The 18,891-nt window shown below is 55.1% G+C and carries 14 protein-coding genes; 4 read left to right on the forward strand and 10 right to left on the reverse strand.

Going from position 1 to position 18,891, the window contains the following annotated elements; translation table 11 throughout:
* Nucleotides 1–121: 121 nt before the first annotated feature.
* From NUW46_RS12095 to NUW46_RS12125, 7 genes are all read right to left on the reverse strand, one after another.
* A complete protein-coding gene (locus NUW46_RS12095; protein ID WP_418140204.1) occupies nucleotides 122–2,128 on the reverse strand; it encodes a methyl-accepting chemotaxis protein in 2,007 nt (668 codons plus the stop codon).
* A gap of 214 nt (nucleotides 2,129–2,342) precedes the next feature.
* Nucleotides 2,343–4,085, reverse strand: a complete 1,743-nt coding sequence (locus tag NUW46_RS12100; RefSeq protein WP_136632142.1) for an extracellular solute-binding protein — start codon at nucleotides 4,083–4,085, stop codon at nucleotides 2,343–2,345.
* Between the two features lie 220 nt (nucleotides 4,086–4,305).
* Nucleotides 4,306–4,581 (reverse strand): DUF2160 domain-containing protein, encoded by a 276-nt coding sequence (locus NUW46_RS12105; RefSeq protein WP_053112336.1) that lies wholly within the window; start codon nucleotides 4,579–4,581, stop codon nucleotides 4,306–4,308.
* 11 nt (nucleotides 4,582–4,592) lie between these two features.
* Nucleotides 4,593–5,399: a carbohydrate ABC transporter permease gene (locus NUW46_RS12110; RefSeq protein ID WP_053112339.1), complete on the reverse strand. Its 807-nt coding sequence runs from the start codon at nucleotides 5,397–5,399 to the stop codon at nucleotides 4,593–4,595.
* A gap of 10 nt (nucleotides 5,400–5,409) precedes the next feature.
* The gene (locus NUW46_RS12115; RefSeq protein ID WP_053112341.1) at nucleotides 5,410–6,276 is read right to left on the reverse strand and encodes a carbohydrate ABC transporter permease; all 867 of its coding nucleotides are present in this window, start codon (nucleotides 6,274–6,276) and stop codon (nucleotides 5,410–5,412) included.
* Nucleotides 6,276–7,376 (reverse strand): ABC transporter ATP-binding protein, encoded by a 1,101-nt coding sequence (locus tag NUW46_RS12120; protein WP_418140205.1) that lies wholly within the window; start codon nucleotides 7,374–7,376, stop codon nucleotides 6,276–6,278. Before NUW46_RS12120 ends, NUW46_RS12115 begins: the two co-directional genes overlap by 1 nt.
* Nucleotides 7,376–8,470 carry an ABC transporter ATP-binding protein gene (locus NUW46_RS12125; protein WP_053112345.1) on the reverse strand — a complete coding sequence of 365 codons (1,095 nt, stop codon included), beginning with the start codon at nucleotides 8,468–8,470 and terminating at the stop codon, nucleotides 7,376–7,378. Before NUW46_RS12125 ends, NUW46_RS12120 begins: the two co-directional genes overlap by 1 nt.
* A gap of 333 nt (nucleotides 8,471–8,803) precedes the next feature.
* Here NUW46_RS12125 and NUW46_RS12130 point away from each other — a divergent pair, with 333 nt between their 5' ends.
* Nucleotides 8,804–10,684, forward strand: coding sequence for a sigma-54-dependent Fis family transcriptional regulator (locus NUW46_RS12130; protein ID WP_418140206.1), 1,881 nt, complete (start codon nucleotides 8,804–8,806; stop codon nucleotides 10,682–10,684).
* Nucleotides 10,685–10,709: 25 nt separating this feature from the next.
* Here the strand turns inward: NUW46_RS12130 and glpK are convergent, their stop codons facing one another.
* Nucleotides 10,710–12,182 carry a glycerol kinase GlpK gene (gene glpK / locus NUW46_RS12135; RefSeq protein ID WP_418140207.1) on the reverse strand — a complete coding sequence of 491 codons (1,473 nt, stop codon included), beginning with the start codon at nucleotides 12,180–12,182 and terminating at the stop codon, nucleotides 10,710–10,712.
* A gap of 203 nt (nucleotides 12,183–12,385) precedes the next feature.
* Here glpK and NUW46_RS12140 point away from each other — a divergent pair, with 203 nt between their 5' ends.
* Nucleotides 12,386–13,144, forward strand: a complete 759-nt coding sequence (locus NUW46_RS12140; RefSeq protein WP_053112348.1) for a DeoR/GlpR family transcriptional regulator — start codon at nucleotides 12,386–12,388, stop codon at nucleotides 13,142–13,144.
* 182 nt (nucleotides 13,145–13,326) lie between these two features.
* Nucleotides 13,327–14,856, forward strand: coding sequence for a glycerol-3-phosphate dehydrogenase (gene glpD / locus NUW46_RS12145; RefSeq protein WP_418140208.1), 1,530 nt, complete (start codon nucleotides 13,327–13,329; stop codon nucleotides 14,854–14,856).
* A gap of 161 nt (nucleotides 14,857–15,017) precedes the next feature.
* Here the strand turns inward: glpD and NUW46_RS12150 are convergent, their stop codons facing one another.
* Complete coding sequence (locus NUW46_RS12150) at nucleotides 15,018–16,145, reverse strand: porin (protein WP_222464742.1); 1,128 nt, start codon at nucleotides 16,143–16,145, stop codon at nucleotides 15,018–15,020.
* A gap of 369 nt (nucleotides 16,146–16,514) precedes the next feature.
* Here NUW46_RS12150 and NUW46_RS12155 point away from each other — a divergent pair, with 369 nt between their 5' ends.
* On the forward strand, nucleotides 16,515–18,266 hold the full coding sequence (locus NUW46_RS12155) for an ABC transporter substrate-binding protein (protein ID WP_418140209.1): 1,752 nt from the start codon (nucleotides 16,515–16,517) through the stop codon (nucleotides 18,264–18,266).
* 6 nt (nucleotides 18,267–18,272) lie between these two features.
* On the opposite strand, the gene NUW46_RS12160 is transcribed toward NUW46_RS12155, so the two are convergent.
* The gene (locus NUW46_RS12160; protein WP_418140210.1) at nucleotides 18,273–18,881 is read right to left on the reverse strand and encodes a uracil-DNA glycosylase family protein; all 609 of its coding nucleotides are present in this window, start codon (nucleotides 18,879–18,881) and stop codon (nucleotides 18,273–18,275) included.
* Between the last annotated feature and the right edge of the window lie 10 nt (nucleotides 18,882–18,891).

Consider the following 18,891-nt stretch of genomic DNA (forward strand, 5'->3'; position numbering starts at 1 on the left):
TTTGATACCGAACATTAAAACCCATACTAATATTCGTAAACGAACATCATCAAGCGAAAAAGCTCGATCAATCAGACAAATTTGTTATATGGAAACGAAAATTAGTTGGTCCGTGATGGGCTCAGAGGATGCGAAATCTAGCCATCAGTGATTCAATACTGGTCACCGAATCCTCGAGGCGGTCACAGGTCGTGACCAATTCGTCAATACGCTCAAGGCTTTCAGCTACCGAGGCACTGATTTCACTGACCTGGCGCGCCACCGACTGACTGACATTCTCCTGCTCATCCATACCGTGACGAATATGCTCGGCGCCCTGATGGATCCGTCCCACCGCTGAACCAATTCTGCCCGCGCCCTCCGAGACACTGGCCATCAAATCACGCACAGATCCCAGCTGTTCAAAACTGGAGTTCATGGAGATGACTGATTCCGAGGCTTCCTGCTGCAGACCTTCTACGAGATCCCGTATGGTATCGGTGCTCTCAGTGGTTTTCCGGGCCAGCCCACGAACCTCATCTGCAACCACCGCAAAGCCGCGACCAGCATCACCGGCGCGCGCCGATTCGATCGCGGCATTCAGCGCCAACAGATTGGTCTGATTGGCAATATCATCAATGGCTTCGGTAATCCTGCCTATGTCAAAAGATGCCTGCTCAAGTTGCTTCAGTTTTTTTGCAGTCTGCTCCGCCTGGCGGCCCAGGCTTTCAACACAGTCCATGCCGCGCTCGGCTGCAGACAGATTGTCTTCAACCTGCCGGTTTACCTCACCAACGAGGGTATGGGTATCCCGAACCGAACCCGCTACCTCCCTGGCAGACGCCTCCATTTGAGTCATCGCAGCAGCAATAGAACCAAGCTCGTCGGACTCGGTTCGAATCCGTTCGTTAAAATCCCTGGTAAACCTGGCGTTACCCGATGCGATCACGGATATGTCCGATCCAGCCTGTTGCAGGCTTCCAAGAACCGTTGCCATGGCTTCGGACAACCGGTTAACGGAACGCTTCAGGTCGATAAACTCGCCACGCGCCGGAAACTCGAGCGCTCGAGAGTAGTCACCCCCGGCCATTGCAGCCAGATGTTCCTGAGTCGCCTGTAGCGGCCGGCTGATCATCCGCCCAAGCCTGACGGAAGTTGCCAGCGCAATCAGAACCACCAGGGGAAGCAGCCAGTAAACCAGCTGTTCCGAATTCAGCGCAGTTTCATCCAGCGCGAATACCGACGCGCTTGCCCTGTCGGCAACGATTTTTCGCGCTTCATCCAGCTCCGATGCCATTGCCGAAAGCGAAAGGTCTATCTTCCTGGCCAATAAATCCAGTTCAAGCCGGCTCTGGCGGTAGTCTGAATACTGGCTGATGATTCCGGCGTCATCGTTCACCGCGGCAAGAAACCTTTCAACCAATGATGGCAAGCCCTCCAGGCGAGGCACCTCGTTCACCAGGGCGGACATGTCCTGCTCAAACGTGCTGGTATTGAACCGAAGGTTCTCGACGATGGCGTTTAGCTCACTCGGGTTTTCAGTACTCACCATCTGCATGATTAGCAACTCGATGTTTGCGAGGTTTTCCATCACCGTCGTGAACAGGTCGCGAATATAGATATCCTGTCCCGCCGGCTCTGTACCCTCCCTGACCAGGGTTCTTTTCATCTCCCCGTTGTTGGCAAGGAAATCACTTAGCCCGGAATTTACCGAATCCGACACCGAGAGCAGTTGCCTTTTTATGCCCAGGATCGCTTTGACCGAGCGCTGCAACTCAGCCAGCCGGGCATTCGCGGACTCGTTGACCTCAGCCAGCTCCGGGAACATGGCCGTGCTGTCGGAGGCAGCGACGGCATCCAGGCTGTCGGCAAGCTTGCTGAGTGCACCGGAAAGTCTGTCAGACTGGGAGTTCAAAACCTTTTGATCGCCTGCAGCCACCACTTCCACTGAGTATCTTGCGGTTTCTGATCGATGGGCTTCGATTTCCTGAATCGATCCACTGAGTGGAAATACATCCGATGTCAGCCTGTCCGTTGCGCCAGAGAAGGACGACATAATGCTTATGTTGAATGTTCCCCAGCAAACGATAATCAGGCAAAGCAGGCCGAAACCTGCGTACAAACGATGAATTACGGAGATTCTGTTCATTAGATACACCCTTCCCGCCAGATTCTCGCAAAGACGGGCCAAACGGCAGAAAAAGGGCCGGCAGGGTTGACCCCGGGAGGGGCTACCTTGAAATGCTTGAAAGGGGGGGAACTAAAAGCAACCGGCCAAAACCCACCGTGACAACGGTGCTCTGCCTGCCGCAACCAAAGGGTCCTGTTGCGACAGGCATTGCTCTTGAGGGAATCAGCTCGTCTTAGCGGGCTTCTTCCCAGGTTTTCAGCAGCTCATCGTAGGCAACGGTCTTGCCCTGGGGCTTCTCGTTATCCAACTTCGGCTTGGGTGCGCCGGGTTGATCCAGCCAGTATTGCGGATCCCGGGGCTCGTTCAGCTTCGGACCACAAGTGGGTTGAACATTGGCGCGCTCAAGGCGTTCCATAACCCGATCCTGGGCCTGAGCCAGCCCGTCCAGTGCCTCCTGCGGAGTGGCTTCTCCACTGGCAGCCTGGGCAATGTACTGCCACCACAGCTGTGCCAGCTTCGGATAATCCGGCACGTTGGTACCAGTCGGCGACCACTGCACACGGGCGGGGCTGCGGTAGAATTCCACCAGACCGCCGAGTTTCGGTGCCATTTCGGTCATCACCTCGGACTCGATATCAGACTCGCGAATTGGCGTCAGGCCTGCAATGGTTTTCTCCAGGGACACAGTCTTGGAAACGGTAAACTGGGCGTACAGCCATGCCGCCAGACGACGCTTTTCAGGGGTAGAATCCAGGAACGTCCAGGAGCCCACGTCCTGATAGCCAAGCTTCATGCCTTCTTCCCAGTAGGGACCACGTGGTGACGGCGCCATCCGCCATTTGGGCGTGCCATCCTCGTTCACAACTGGCAGACCATCCTTGATCATGCTTGCGGTAAAGGCGGTATACCAGAAGATCTGCTGGGCAACGTTGCCCTGGGCAGGCACCGGGCCGGCCTCGGAGAAAGTCATACCCTGGGCTTCGGGGGGCGCGTACTCACGCAGCCAATCCACGTATTTCTCGGTGGCATACACGGCAGCGGGACCATTGGTTGCACCGCCACGGCTGACACTGGAGCCGACAGGATGACACTCTTCAACCCGGATACCCCATTCGTCTACGGGCAAACCGTTCGGAAGGCCTTTGTCGCCAGCACCGGCCATGGAGAACCACGCATCGGTAAAACGCCAGCCCAGGGACGGGTCCTTCTTGCCGTAGTCCATGTGACCGTACACGCGCTCACCGTCAATTTCCTTCACGTGCACCGAGAAGAACTCGGCAATATCTTCATAGGCAGACCAGTTGACGGGCACACCCAGGTCATAACCGTAGATCTCTTTGAACTGCTTTTGCAGATCTTCACGTTCGAACCAGTCCGCACGGAACCAGTAGAGGTTGGCGAACTGCTGGGAAGGCAACTGGTAGAGCTTGCCGTCAGGCCCGGTGGTAAAATCGAGCCCTATAAAATCGTCAAGATCCAGGGTGGGCAGGGTAAGATCCTTGCCAGCACCATTCATGATGTCTTCAACGGCCACTACCTTGCCATACCGGAAGTGGGTACCGATCAGATCTGAATCGTTCACGTAGCCATCGTAGATGTTCCGTCCCGACTGCATCTGGGTCTGGAGTTTTTCGATGACATCGCCTTCCTGAATCAGCGTATGGGTCAGGTTGATACCGGTAATTTCCGAAAACGCCTTGGCCAGAACATTGGACTCATATTCGTGAGTCGCGATGGTTTCGGAAACCACGTTGATGTCCATGCCGCGGAACTGCTCAGCCGCTTTGGTGAACCACTCCATTTCCTTGAGCTGTTCTTCCTTGGTCAAAGTGGAGTTCTTGAACGCTTCATTCACCCACTTTTCAGCCGCCTCACTGTACTGATCGGCGCTGACATGCAGGCTTAACCCCATGCTGGCAACACCGACGGCGGCGCTCAGCAACAGGGTCCTCGGATATTTATTGTTGTTGAACATATCCAACCTCGTTCGTCTTTTTATGAATGGAACGAAACAGCCGGGTTTCGTTTCCGCACTTATAGCGCTCTGGTCGCTATCCTTTTGCCGGAATCGCCCATGATCGATTCCGATCATTGAAATAAAAATAGTTCGTTTACGAAATCATTACAAGTGTTTTTAGAGAATTTCTAGAGCCGGATGTTCGCAAAAACAACATAACGAACATCCGGTCTCAGACTCATCCCCAGCGCAGCAGCACCAATAGCCAGGCCACCGAAACCGCAAGCGCAACCCATAGCGTGATATCGCTTACAGCCAGGAAAGCCAGGTGTATATACGCTGCCGAGAGCAATCCGATAAACAACCTGTCACCCCGGGTCGTGGCTATCGGCAGAAAGCCCTTCCTTTCGGTACACGGGGAAACAATCTCGTAAACCGTCATCACCGCCAGAATCCCCGCAATCACTGCAAAGAAGATGGCGACAGTCGGTGTCCAGTTCATCCAGGCAATCATAAAACCTCTCCTTACACGCGTCCGAGGGCGAAGCCTTTGGCAACGTGGTTGCGAACGAACCAGATCACCAGCAGGCCGGGAATGATAGTGAGTGAACCGGCAGCCGCCAGAACGCCCCAGTCGATACCGCTCGCCCCTATGGTTCGGGTCATGATCGCCCCGATCGGTTGGGCATCCACGGACGTCAAGGTTCGGGCAAGGAGCAACTCCACCCAGGAGAACATGAAGGCGAAGAATGCCGTGACCCCGATACCGGAACGAATCATCGGCAGGAAGACCTTCACGAAGAATTTGGGAAAGCTGTAGCCATCAATATAGGCCATTTCATCGTATTCGCGCGGCACGCCGGACATGAATCCTTCCAGAATCCACACCGCCAGCGGCACGTTGAACAGGCAGTGCGCCAGGGCCACGGCTATGTGGGTATCGAACAGCCCGATGGACGAATACAACTGGAAGAACGGCAACAGGAAAACCGCTGGCGGTGCCATCCGGTTACTGAGCAGCCAGAAGAACAGGTGCTTGTCCCCGAGGAACTTGTAACGGCTGAAAGCGTAGGCGGCCGGCAGGGCCACCACCAGCGTGATCACCACGTTGATCGAAACATAAATCATCGAGTTGATGTAGCCGCTGTACCAGCTCGGGTCGGTAAAAATTACCGCATAATTGTCCAGGGTGAAATTCTGGGGCCAGAGTGTCAGACCGCCCAGAATTTCCTGGTTGGTCTTGAACGACATGTTCAGCAACCAGTAGATCGGCGTCAGCAGCAGCAGGATAAACAGGGTTATCCCAAAATTTTTCGAACGTGTCTGTCTCATCACATTCTCCTTATTTTTCTTTGTCGGCGTGCGTGATGGCGGTAAAGAAGAGCCAGGAAATCAGCAGCACAATGAGGAAGTAGATCAGCGAGAATGCCGCCGCACGCCCCAGGTCAAACTGCCCTATCGCCATGGTGGTCAGCGTCTGACTGAGGAAGGTCGTCGAACTGCCAGGCCCGCCGCCAGTCAACACGAACGGCTCGATATAGATCATGAAGCTGTCCATGAAGCGCAGCAGCACGGCAATAATCAGCACGCTCTTGAGGCGGGGCAACTGTATGTAGCGGAACACAGCCCACTTCGAAGCCCGATCGATTTCGGCAGCCTGATAGAACGCCTCGGGAATCGCCCGCAGCCCGGAATAGCAGAGGAGCGCCACCAGAGGTGTCCAGTGCCATACGTCCATGAGCAGCACCGTCAACCAGGCATCAAGGGTGTCACCGGTGTAGTTGTAATCGATACCAAGTTGGTTGATGCCCCAACCGAACAGGCCAATGTCACCGCGCGCGAAAATCTGCCAGATAGTGCCGACCACGTTCCAGGGAATCAGCAGGGGAATGGCCAACAGAATCAGACACAGCGATCCCTTGATACCGGATTTGGGCATCATCAAAGCCACCCCGATCCCGAGGGGAATCTGTATCAGCAGGACCGCACCGGAGAAGATGAACTGACGGATCAGGGAGTCCTGCAGACGCTCATCCGTCAATACCTCCTTGAACCATTCGGTGCCCACGAAGAAGGCCTGGCCGGGTCCGAAAATGTCCTGGACCGAATAATTCACCACGGTCATCAGGGGAATCAGTGCCGAGAAGGCAACGAGCAGGAATACTGGCAGCACCAGCCACCAGGCTTTGTTGTTCTGTACCTTTTGCATCACTGTTGCTCCTGTACCAGGAATTCGTCCACATAAAGCTTCAACCATTGCTTCGGGAACGACAGATGAACCCGGCTACCTATCGATGCTGCGAAGTCCTCGCTCTGCCGAACTTTCATATTTTCGCGGTCAAGCTGCACGGTAACGATCTTGTAGGTACCGAGGTCCTCGACATCCAGGACCTCGGCCTCGAAGGTATCGTCTGAAGCCACGGAGGACACCTCCACGAACTCAGGACGTATTCCGATCTTGATGTTGGTGGACCTGGTCCGCTGCAGGACATCAACCTGCCAGGGCTCAAGTGCCACAACCGTGCTTCCGAAACACACGCCACGGTGGCATCTCTGTACCTCGATGAGGTTCATCCCCGGGCTTCCGATAAAGAAACCCACGAACGTGTGGTTGGGCTGCTCGAAGAGCTCGGTAGGGGTGCCAAACTGAACAATCTGTCCGCCGTACATCACGGCAATCTTGTCGGCAAAGGTGGAGGCTTCGAGCTGGTCGTGGGTGACATACACCATGGTAATATCGAACTGCTCGTGAATCTGTTTGAGCTTGCGGCGCAGCTTCCACTTAAGCTGCGGATCAATCACGGTCAGGGGCTCATCAAACAGAATTGCCGACACGTCTTCCCTCACCAGGCCACGGCCCATGGACACCTTCTGCTTCTCGTCCGCGGTCAGGTTCTTTGCCTTCTTGTAGAGCTTGTCCTCGATCTCCAGGACTTCCGCAATCTCATGAACACGGGCCTTGATCTTGGAGGCCGGAACCTTGTTGTTCTTAAGCGGAAACGCCAGGTTGTCGTAAACGGTCATTGAGTCGTAGATGACCGGAAACTGGAAAACCTGGGCAATATTCCTGTCTCGCGGGGAAAGCTCGTTGACACGCTTTCCATCAAACAGGACATCCCCCTCGGAGGGCTGAACAAGCCCGGAGATGATGTTCAGCATGGTGCTTTTTCCGCAACCGGACGGACCCAGCAGTGCGTACGCCCCACCCTTGTGCCAGACATGGTCGAGCTGACGAATGGCATAATCGTCTGGGCCCTGGGGCATATCACTGTAACTGTGGGCGAGTGATTTCAATTGAATTTCGGCCATCAGACAGACCCTCCTGAAACCTGAGACGGTGTGTGCACCAGTTGTTCGTTGTTATCGAACACGAACAGTTTATTGATGGGCAGGTACACCTTTATTGGTGAGCCTGTGTGGTACTGATGCACCCCCATCAACTGCAACACCATTTCGAAATGACTGTTCTCCACATGCATGAAGGTTTCAGAACCACTGATTTCGCTGAGTTCCACCTCCATGGACATTTCCAGATCATCGTCGCTCGTCGGCACAAGACCGATATGGCTGGGTCGGATCCCGAACCAGTAGTCTCCCGGTTGCAGCTTGGCCAGCTCCTGGGTCAGCGCGTGGTGCGAATACTCGTCGAAGGTCACCTCGGTTTCGGATACACGTCCGCGAATCATGTTCATCGGAGGTTCACTGAACAACTGTGCAGCGAGGGTGTTCACGGGCGCGCGGTACACATCCATCACCGGGCCCGTCTGAACAACCTGCCCTTCGTGTAACAATGTGGTTGTGCCACCGAGCGCCAGTGCCTCGTTGGCCTCTGTGGTGGCGTAAACCGCGATACACTGACGCTCGCGGAACAGGTCCCGCAATTCCGCCCTGAGCTCTTCGCGCAGCTTGTAATCGAGGTTGACCAGGGGCTCATCGAACAGCACCAGGGTGGCATCCTTCACCAGCGCCCGGGCCATGGCAGTTCGTTGCTGCTGGCCTCCGGACAGCTCCAGCGGGTAACGCTTGAGCAACGGGTCGATCCGAAGCATCGACGCGGTTTCTTTCACCCTCCGATCAATCTCGGACTCAACCATCTTTGCAAGCCGCAGGGGCGAAGCAATGTTTTCGTAGACAGTCAGGTTGGGGTAGTTGATGAACTGCTGATAGATCATCGAAATATTTCGGCTCTGCACGCTCTGCCCTGTAACGTCCTCACCGTTGTAGATCAGACGGCCGCTATCAGGCTTGTCCAGCCCTGCCATCAGTCGCATCAGTGAGGTCTTGCCGGCCAGTGTCCGGCCGAGCAGAACGTTAAAGGAACCTGCCTCAAAGGTGAGGTTGGCATCCCGGATATAGTCGACACCGTCGACCTCACGGGAGAGATTCTCCAGTGTTAAGGACATAGGCTTTCCTTTTTGTTCTTGTGGAAACGCACTCCTGACCGGTTTGCATCGGCCACGGAAATTCGATTTCGAATCTCCTTACGCAAAGGCTATACCAGCTTGCACTTCTGAGTAGGTAATCTTACTTACTCCATTGTTTTATATACCCTTTTATTTTGCGTGAAATTTCTCAAACGAAAATATAAATGTTCGTTTAGCAATACTTTGTTCAAATTGAACATTGACGTGAACAGGATTTGCACAGATGATTGAGCAGCACGTTTGACGAAGTTGCCCACGTTAGCTGCTCAAGTCGTCTGCCAGAACAACAAACGAACACCTGAGTGACGCCTGATGAGAAAAAACGAATATTCGGATTACCGGAGCGTTATTGCCGATTCCTGGGACCGCTGCATTGCCTGGGGCCTTGATCACGACCATGAGCCAACGCCTCTGGTTCCAGAGTCTGCCAGGCTGGAAGAAATAAACCGCAAATACAGCGAATTGCTCTCGGTAACCGAGGCTGAGGTTCTGCCCTACTACCGGAACGTACTTTCCAACAGCCGCTGCCTCATTCTGCTCGCCGATCAGCACGCCACGGTATTGAACAGCTGGGGCGATGAACGCATTACAGAGACCCGACTGAAACCCTGGTTCCAGACTGGGGCAAACTGGCAGGAGCAGAACTGCGGTACCAACGCCATCGGCACCTCTATTGCTGTCGGTGCCCCCGTTCAGATTCAGCGAAACGAACATTTCCTCAAAACGAACCGGAGCATCATTGGTTCTGCGGCACCAATTTTCGATGCCCACAGGCAGATTGCCGGTGTTCTCAGCGTGTTCAGCGATGCCTACCTGCCCCAGGCCCACACCCTGGGCATGGTCCGCCTGCTTTCCCAATCCGTGGAAAACCGACTCATCAACCGCCAGTTCGGTCCCGATCATTTCCAGATCACCCTGAACACCACGGCGGATAACTTCGACAGCCCCTGGTCCGGGATTCTATTGTGCGATGATTCCGGACGGGTCATCGCCAGTAACCAGCGGGCGGACCAGTTGCTGGGGATCAATACCGTGGGGGCCCGTCTGGAGGAACTTTTCACCGGCCGTCGGAATCACATTCTTGGCCATCCGGAAACCGAAAACCTGCAACTGACCACCCGTAGCAAGGTGCGACTGAGCGCCCGGATCAAGCGCCCTACCCGGGTTGTCGACAACAACGCCGAAAATGGTCCATTACCACTCTCGGACGAGGGCAGGCATTCCGATGAATTTCTGGGTATCGACAAACTCGAGTACGGGGATTCAGCCGTGAAGCGATGTGCGGCACAGAGTCTCAAGGTGCTGCAGCGGGGGCTACCGGTTCTGATCACGGGTGAGACCGGGGTCGGCAAGGAAGTTCTGGTCAAGGCGCTTCATCGGGCATCGCCGCGCAAGGATCAACCGCTGGTGGCGGTTAACTGCGCGGCCATTCCCCCGGAACTGGTCGAATCTGAACTGTTCGGTTACGAAGCAGGCGCCTTCACAGGCGCGCGGGCGCAAGGCTCACTGGGTTTTATCCGAAAGGCCCACAAAGGCATTCTGTTTCTGGACGAAATCGGCGAAATGCCCCTTTCTGCCCAATCAAGGCTGCTACGGGTACTCCAGGAACGGTTGGTTACTCCGGTCGGCTCTACCGACAGCGTCCCTGTTGATATTCTGCTGGTCACGGCGACCAACCGACCACTGGGCTCACGGATCGAAAGCGGTCATTTCAGGGCAGACCTCTATTACCGGATCAACGGGCTATGCGTGGAACTCCCTGCGCTTCGGGACCGCGCCGACAGATTGCTGCTGATACAGACACTCTATTCCCGTTACCGTGATCCGGGGCAATCAGAACAGCTGTCGCCCAAGGTACTCTCGGCCCTGGAAAACCACCCGTGGCCGGGTAACATCCGCCAACTGGTGAACGTGCTGCGGGTGGCTATCGCCATTGCCGACGGGGAGGACGTGCAGGTGTGGCATTTGCCGGAAGACTTCCTTGCTGAATTCGAGACCAGCTCGGGCGGGGAATCCGATCAGAATATCCCGCAGCCATCTGTTCCGGGCATTGAAGCGGAACCTGAAGATACACTCGCCAGAACTCTCAGGGTCTATCAAAAGTGCACAGGCAATGTATCTCAGGCCGCCAGAGAACTGGCAATAAGCCGTAACACGCTATATAAGCGTCTGCGGGAACTTGGGGTTCGATGAAACCCATACCCGCAGAAGCCTGGTGTCATAGCTTTTGAACCGCTTGGAACCAGCCATCATACAGCGCGTCCCGCTTCTCTTTCGTCATGACGGGTTCAAAACTCCGGTCACATCGCCATAGTTCGGAAAGCTCCTCGAGAGAGCCATAGACACCGGCCTTCAGGCCAGCCAGATAGGCAGCGCCCAATGCCGTGGTTTCAACCAGCGACGGACGATCCACGCGGGCACCGAGAATGTCGGCCAGAAACTGAAGTACCCAGTTATTGGCCACCATGCCACCATCAACCCTCAGGTTGACCGGCCGAATCCCGTCTTTTTCCATAGCCTTTTGCAGGTCCTTGGTTTGATAGCAAACAGATTGCAGGCCTGCCGTGACAATCTCCTTGATCCCGGTATCGCGGGTAAGACCGAAGATGGCGCCCCGTGCATTGGGGTCCCAGTACGGCGCACCCAACCCGGTAAAAGCCGGCACCAGATAAACACCGTGGTCGACGGGCGTCCCCTCCGCCAGCGGTTCTGTTTCACAGGCGTCACGAATAAGCTGAAGGCCGTCCCGCAGCCATTGAATGGTGGCCCCGGCGATAAAAATACTGCCTTCGAGGGCGTAGGTAGGCTTGCCATTCACTCTGTATGCCACCGTGGTAAGCAAGCGGTGCTCAGATTGCAGAGCCTTGTCACCGGTATTGAGCATCAGGAAACAACCAGTGCCATAGGTGCTCTTGGCCATGCCAATTCCAAAGCAGGTCTGGCCAAACAAGGCCGCTTGCTGATCGCCGGCCACACCCAGCACAGAGGCACCGTTGAGAGCCCCACCCTCGGTGATCTGCCCGAACTGATCGGCGGAGTCCATTACCTCAGGAAGCAGCGATTCGGGAATATCAAAGAGTTCCAGAAGCTCAGGATCCCATTTCTGGTTGTGGATGTTGAACAGCATCGTACGGCTGGCATTGGTGGCGTCCGTTCTATGCTCGCGACCACCAGTCAACTGCCACAACAAAAAGCTGTCGACGGTACCGAATGCGAGCTCCCCGCGTTCCGCCCGCTCCCTTACTCCGGAGACATTTTCCAGAATCCAGCGAATCTTGGTGGCCGAAAAATAGGGATCAATCAGCAAACCGGTCTTGCTGTTGACCCAGGGTTCGAGGCCCTCGCTTTTCAGGGACTCGCAATAGGAGGCCGTTCGCCGATCCTGCCAGACAATGGCGTTGTAGACGGGCTCTCCGGTTTTGCGATCCCAGACCACTGTGGTCTCGCGTTGGTTGGTGATGCCTACAGCAACCACTTCACCACGATCACCACACTCTTCGGCCATGACGGCGTTGCAAGTTTGCTGAACCGATGACCACAGGTCTTCCGGATTGTGCTCAACCCAGCCACTGGCGGGGAAATGTTGCGGAAACTCTTGCTGGCGGGTGGCGTGTATGTTGCCCTGCAGGTCAAAGAGTATGGCGCGGGAACTGGTAGTCCCCTGATCGATGGAAAGTATGTATTGGCTCATAATGTTCGACCTCGGTTTCTTATTTTTTCGCATTTTTACTTTTTTGAACATAAATGCCAAGCAATTTTCACCTCAAGCGCGCATATCACTAGCCAAACCTTTGAAAAAAGCTGCATAACCCGCTGAAAACTACTAAACTTTGAGACTGTTTTCGGACGCACAGCATTTCGCATGAGAAAAATGACAAAGCGGAGGAGATTTTAATGGCACAGCGTCGCCGACAGGATCTGATTATGGAGCTGATCCAGCAGAACGGATTCGTCACCACAGAACAGCTGGTAGACCAGTTCAAGGTAACGCCCCAGACCATCCGCCGCGATCTGAACGAACTCGCCAAACAGAAAAAGCTCCGCAGGCACCACGGCGGAGCAGGGATTGATTCGAGCACGGTTAATACCGCTTATCAGGCCCGCAAGATCATGGATCTGGAAGCCAAGGAAAGAATCGCCGAGGCGCTGGTAGAGTTGATTCCGGACAATTCCTCCATGTTCATCAATATCGGCACCACCACCGAGACCATCGCCAAGGCCCTGCTGGAAAAAAACAACCTGCAGATCGTTACCAACAACCTCCATGTCGCGTCCATTCTCTCGGCCAAGGAAGATTTCCACGTAATCATTGCGGGCGGCGAGGTCCGCAACCGGGATGGCGGGATTGTCGGCGAAGCCACCCGGGATTTCATCAACCAGTTCAAGATGGACTTCGGCATCATCGGCATAAGCGGCATTCATAACGACGGCTCTCTCCTGGATTTTGATTACCGCGAAGTCCGAGTGGCCCAGGCAATTATTGCCAACTCCAACCAGGTTCTTCTGGCAGCCGACCATTCCAAGTTCGGACGCAATGCCATGGTCCGTCTGGGAAGCATTTCCCAGGCTGATCACGTCTTCACCGACCAGCAACCCCCCGTGGAAATCCGCCAGCTGCTGACCGAACACAACGTACAGCTTCATATCGTCTGATTGTTTTTCGCTTCCCTCCCTATCCGAAAACGTGATCGTCTCCTCCTTTTCGTTTTTTTTCTATTTTTTCCTTTACGAATATAAAAGCCTTTCGCATAATAGTGTCATATCGCATGTTGAACATTGAAAAGTGCGCATGACAACAAAGCGTCTTTTCCATTGGCGTCAGGAGATGACCAACAATGACTTTGGAGCACGAACAGTTTGACGTTATTGTCGTTGGCGGCGGAGTCAACGGCACCGGCATTGCCATGGACGCAGCCGGGAGAGGCCTGAAAGTCCTCCTATGCGAAATGAATGACCTGGCGTCAGCGACGTCATCCAGCAGCAGCAAGCTTATACACGGCGGTCTGCGCTACCTGGAACACTATGAATTCCGACTGGTCCGGGAGGCATTGGCGGAGCGCGAATCGCTACTTCGCAATTCGCCACACATCATGTGGCCAATGCGTTTTCGGTTACCGCACCGACCGCACCTGCGCCCAGCCTGGATGATTCGCACTGGTCTGTTTCTTTACGATCACCTGGCGAAACGGGAAATCCTTCCGGGCTCACGCTCCATCAAGTTCGGTGAGAACGATCCGCTGAAACCGGATATCACCAAGGGATTCGAGTACTCGGACGGCTGGGTCGACGATGCTCGCCTGGTGGTTCTGACTGCGAAAAAAGCACAGCAGTTTGGCGCGAAGATTTGCACCCGCACCAAATGTGTCAAGGCCGAACAGGGCACCCATGAGTGGAAAGTCACCCTGCGTGACATGACCGATGAAACTGAAAGGATGGTATCAGCCAAGGCCATTGTGAATGCTTCTGGCCCCTGGGTAAGCAAGTTATTCGGTGAAACCCTGTCAATGCCAGCGCCGAAAATGATTCGCATGGTCAAAGGTAGCCATATTGTGGTTCCCAGACTTAACAAGGGTACCGAGGCCTACATCCTTCAGAACGAAGACGAGCGGATCGTGTTTGTTATTCCCTACGAGGATGAATTCTCGCTGGTGGGCACCACGGATGTAGATTACGAGGGTGACCCCAAGAAAGCGAAAATTTCGCCAGAAGAAACCGACTATCTGCTGAACATCGTGAACTCACATTTCAAGCGACAGCTTGACCCCTCGGATGTGATCTGGTCTTACTCCGGTGTGCGCCCTCTTATGGACGACGAGCAGGAAAATGCCCAGAAGGCATCTCGGGATTACTCCTTCGAGGTCAATAGTGAGAAAGGCAAGGCGCCACTGATTTCGGTATTCGGTGGCAAGATCACCACCTACCGAAAGCTGGCCGAAGCCGCCACTGACAAACTGTGCCAGTTCTTCCCTGAGGCCGGCGGGCGCTGGACCAAAACCGGAATTCTCCCTGGCGGTGACTTTGCCAACCACGAGGCTCTTGAAGAAAAACTCAGGCGGGACTTTCCCTGGCTCTCCGAGAAGGTGATCAGCCGCTACGTGCGTACCTATGGCACCACCAGCTATGACATTCTCCGGGACTGCCATTCGATGGACGACCTCGGCATTCATTTCGCCGGAACTCTCTACGAGCGGGAAGTCGAGCACCTGATCAAGAACGAATGGGCCATGACGTCGGAGGACATTCTCTGGCGCCGGACCAAACAGGGACTTTACGCCAGCGACTCGGATGTTGAAGGCCTGGAACGTTTTCTGATGAAAGCTGTCCCTACTGATAATCGCAAGACTGCTCTCCACCACAGCGCCTGAAGCTCTCTCAGGCATCTTTGCTCCGGCCGGATAAGCTCCGCCCGGAGCTTTTTTGTTGCGTCCCTTACATTTCCGGAATCTCCTACAACAAAAAAGGTTGAGGAACCAACCTCAACCTTTTGCACCCCTCTTTCGAGGGTACGTTTCACTGCCTATAACAATCAGAACGTCAGCTGCGAACCAAAGATGATCGCATCGTATTCGCCCTGACCATTGCCAGTGCCCAGTGTTGTGTATTCCGCCATCAGGGTCAGGTGGTCTGTCGCCGCATAGCGAGCGAAGAGCATGGTCAGGTCGGTATCATCACCATCGCCGGCGATGAAGTCGTCCTCACCTTCGCCATAACTGACCCCCAGCGTGGTTCTGTTGATCTGGTAAGTAGTTTCAACATACCACTGACTGGCATCTTCTTCGTTCGGATCCAGACGGGCGGCAAACACCCCGTTGCCTGTACCCTGGGTCATGCCGTAGTTGCCGCGAACAGACAGGCCACCAAAAGACACGGAACCGCCGAAGTCGATACCAGACATGGTGTAGTCATCAAAGGTACCGGTCTTGGAGTCCACGTCCTGCGTGAAACCACTGGACCAGATGGAGAAATTGTTGCCCGAATAGACCACGTTCGCTTCGATGCGCGGCATGGTGTACTCGGCATCGGCAATGCCATCCACCTTTGAGGGGCTGAACAAACCGACCTTGAACTGCAGGCCGCCCAGGCTGTTGGAGGTATACATCACACGGGGGGTGAAGTTGGCGTAGAAGTAGCCGTTTCCGATACGCCCGGCCGTTGCTGCTACCTGGTCCGGGCCACCGATCAGGCCGACGCCCAAAGCGCTGCCGTTATCGCCAATGGCAGGAACCCCATAAATACCAAAGCCCTTACCAATGTTCACCTTGCCGAAATCGCCGGCCACGGCAATCTCGGAGACCCGGCTGCGAAAATCGGCGTTGGCATCACCCGGCGCAATATTGGCGTTCATCTGGAAATGGCCGGACACTTCCAGACCATTTTGGGTCGGTGCATAAATGTTGGTTTGCAGTGTTGCCGGGTTGAAACCGGTCGTGATGGTAAACGAATCTTCATCCGTTGGTTGGTCATAATTGCCGAACACCGCAAAGATCGGAATGTGACCATTAAAGCCCGCCTTCCAACCGTTATCAGATTCAAAGGACACCTCCGCCAGAGCTGGCGAGCAGACCCCTGCCGCCAGCAGCAGGGAGGCTGCCAATGGGGCCTTCCGGAAAGAACGGTTGTTGGACGACACAGAGACATTGTTATTTTCGATCATGTTAGCTTCCTGTTTTTGTTAGCGCTGAACTGTCGAAGCCACCTGAAACGCTTTGCCCATGGACATAGCCGCGGCGAAACGCCTGGCGACTGACTTCGTTAACGAACCGCCTGGCTTTCGCATTGCGCCATACCGGTTCGAAACAGAACAAATTTAGCGCTGAAAATTGCAAATGAAAAGTTTATGATCGAAAAAATTTTCGTTTAGAACGCCTTAAGAAGGGTTACGAAAGAAGTTAAAACGTTTAACTTCATGTTTTTATTGTTTTTAAACCACAATTCTCCCAAAATAAAATTTTTCGTTGACGAACTTTCAAGCGAACCATATGATCGTAAATTGTACGAAAAGCAACAAAAACAAGAGGCGATCATGAACAAATACCCGTTACTAGTCGGCCTGATACTACTGGTGAGCCAGCAGGTAATCGCGGGCCCCCTCTTCGACTCACTTCCCAATGAGAAGCGATCGCTTATCCGCACATTGATCCAGGACCACTTCCCGGATTCGACCCTGCCGGAAGACGAACAGGCTGAAGAACTCGCCTGGTTTACCCACGCCGCCGCGGAACTCCAGGGAACATCGATATCGGTTCTCTCCGAACAATTGCCGACCCATGACTACGAGGCAGAGGTACTGGCACCGGCGTTTTCAATGCTGACAGGGATTCCGGTAGTCCAAGACAGGAAGCCCGAAGGCGAGGTGATTCGCCAGATCAACCTTCAGCGCATCATGGCGGCCAAGGGGCGGTACGACGCATTTGTAAATGACTCCGACATGATTGGCACCCATTCCCGCAGCGGCTGGGCTCTGGCGCTGAGCGATTATATGGAAGGTGTAGGGAAGGCATTTACACTGCCGACCCTGGCATTGGAGGATTTCATTGGCCTGGAGTTCGTCACTGGCCCCGACGGCAAGATCTACCAGCTACCCGATCAGCAGTTCGCCAACCTGTACTGGTTCCGTCACGACTGGTTCCAGCGCCCGGAACTGAGGGCCCAATTCAGGGAGCGCTACGGCTATGAGCTTGGCGTGCCCGTCAACTGGTCCGCATATGAAGACATCGCAGAATTTTTCACGGTTCACGTGCAGGAGATTGATGGCGAACGCGTCTACGGGCACATGGACTACGGCAAGCGGGACCCATCTCTGGGATGGCGCTTCACCGATGCCTGGTTCTCCATGGCGGGTGCAGGCGACCAGGGCATTCCCAACGGATTACCGGTCGATGAATGGGGCATTCGTATGGAGGGCTGCCATCCTGTTGGCTCGTCCGTCAGTCGTGGCGGTGCCACTAACAGCCCGGCAGCGGTCTACGCACTGGAAAAATACATCGACTGGTTGCAGCGGTTCGCTCCTCCCGAAGCTGAAGACATGACGTTCTCTGAAGCCGGACCCGTGCCGGCCAGAGGACGGGTTGCCCAGCAGATCTTCTGGTACACGGCCTTCACGTCCGATATGACAAAAGAGGGTTTACCCGTAGTTAACGATGACGGCACCCCGAAATGGCGAATGGCGCCCTCCCCTCGCGGCGCCTACTGGCAGGCGGGTATGAAGCTCGGATATCAGGGCGTGGGCGCCTGGACCATCCCGCGAGCGATGGGGGCGGACCAGCAGAAAGCAGCGTGGCTTTATGCCCAATTCACCGTCTCGCGCACCGTGTCACTCCAGAAGACCCTTTACGGCCTGACACCCATCCGGCTTTCAGACCTGGAATCGTCACAGATGCAGGCAAAAGCGCCAACACTGGGAGGCCTTGTCGAGTTCTACCGGAGCCCAGCGAGAACCGCCTGGTCGCCCACCGGAGTGAACGTGCCAGACTACCCCCGGCTGGCCAAGCTCTGGTGGCCAAACATCGCCGATGCGGTAACGGGGAAAATGACCCCGCAGCAGGCGCTCGATAACCTGGCGGCAGCACAGGACAGAACCTTGTCTATTATCGAACGTAACTTCCTGGCCGGTGATTGTGGTCCTAAAATGGCGGATGAAGAAAAGCTGAAGGGCGAAGAATGGTGGCTCGCCCAACCTGGTGCGCCCAAGCCTCGCCTGAACAATGAGAAACCCCAGGGCAAAACCATCCGTTACGAGGACCTGCTCAGGCAGTGGAACATCGCGGGCAGCTGAGCAGGCTCATCGGGGCTCGGGCTCAAGCAGCTGTGCGACGCGCTTCTGCAGTTCTGGCACCACTTCGCTTTCGAACCAGGGATTTCTGCGCAACCAAAGGTTATTTCTTGGGCTGGGATGAGGCATGGGCAGAATCTCTGGCCAATACTCCTGCCAATGCTCCACATTGGCCGTGACGGATTTGCGGCTGTTGTCCAGATGCCATGCATGGGCGTACTGACCAATAACCAGAGTCAGCCCGATGTGAGGCAGACGATCCAGCAACAGGTTGCGCCAGGCCGGTGCGCACTCCGGCCGCGGCGGAAGATCCCCGGATTTCCCGGTTCCCGGATAGCAAAATCCCATGGGCAGGATGGCGAGCTTTTGCTCGTCGTAAAAGGTATCCCGGGTTATCCCCATCCACTGTCGAAGCCGATCGCCGCTGGGATCGTTGAAGGGCAACCCGGTTTCATGCACCCGCCTGCCCGGCGCCTGCCCGACCACCAGAATGCGGGCACTTTCCGATATCTGGATGACCGGCCTTGGTCCCCGTGGAAGAACGTCCGCACAAATCGTACACGCCCGCACGCGCCGAACCAGTTCGTCGAAGGGAAGCCGGGAAAGATCTTCAGTCATGAGTGTTCCG

It is taken from the genome of Marinobacter sp. MA (assembly GCF_048298425.1).
Taxonomy (GTDB): Bacteria; Pseudomonadota; Gammaproteobacteria; order Pseudomonadales; family Oleiphilaceae; genus Marinobacter; species Marinobacter salsuginis.

Bases quoted from the DNA above. Each gene is read 5' to 3' on its own strand.
- NUW46_RS12160 (WP_418140210.1), bottom strand. From the start codon at position 18,881: ATGACTGAAGATCTTTCCCGGCTTCCCTTCGACGAACTGGTTCGGCGC.
- NUW46_RS12105 (WP_053112336.1), bottom strand. From the start codon at position 4,581: ATGATTGCCTGGATGAACTGGACACCGACTGTCGCCATCTTCTTTGCA.
- NUW46_RS12100 (WP_136632142.1), bottom strand. From the start codon at position 4,085: ATGTTCAACAACAATAAATATCCGAGGACCCTGTTGCTGAGCGCCGCC.
- NUW46_RS12120 (WP_418140205.1), bottom strand. From the start codon at position 7,376: ATGGCCGAAATTCAATTGAAATCACTCGCCCACAGTTACAGTGATATG.
- NUW46_RS12115 (WP_053112341.1), bottom strand. From the start codon at position 6,276: ATGCAAAAGGTACAGAACAACAAAGCCTGGTGGCTGGTGCTGCCAGTA.
- glpK (WP_418140207.1), bottom strand. From the start codon at position 12,182: ATGAGCCAATACATACTTTCCATCGATCAGGGGACTACCAGTTCCCGC.
- glpD (WP_418140208.1), top strand. From the start codon at position 13,327: ATGACTTTGGAGCACGAACAGTTTGACGTTATTGTCGTTGGCGGCGGA.
- NUW46_RS12150 (WP_222464742.1), bottom strand. From the start codon at position 16,145: ATGATCGAAAATAACAATGTCTCTGTGTCGTCCAACAACCGTTCTTTC.
- NUW46_RS12155 (WP_418140209.1), top strand. From the start codon at position 16,515: ATGAACAAATACCCGTTACTAGTCGGCCTGATACTACTGGTGAGCCAG.
- NUW46_RS12095 (WP_418140204.1), bottom strand. From the start codon at position 2,128: ATGAACAGAATCTCCGTAATTCATCGTTTGTACGCAGGTTTCGGCCTG.
- NUW46_RS12125 (WP_053112345.1), bottom strand. From the start codon at position 8,470: ATGTCCTTAACACTGGAGAATCTCTCCCGTGAGGTCGACGGTGTCGAC.
- NUW46_RS12110 (WP_053112339.1), bottom strand. From the start codon at position 5,399: ATGAGACAGACACGTTCGAAAAATTTTGGGATAACCCTGTTTATCCTG.
- NUW46_RS12140 (WP_053112348.1), top strand. From the start codon at position 12,386: ATGGCACAGCGTCGCCGACAGGATCTGATTATGGAGCTGATCCAGCAG.
- NUW46_RS12130 (WP_418140206.1), top strand. From the start codon at position 8,804: ATGAGAAAAAACGAATATTCGGATTACCGGAGCGTTATTGCCGATTCC.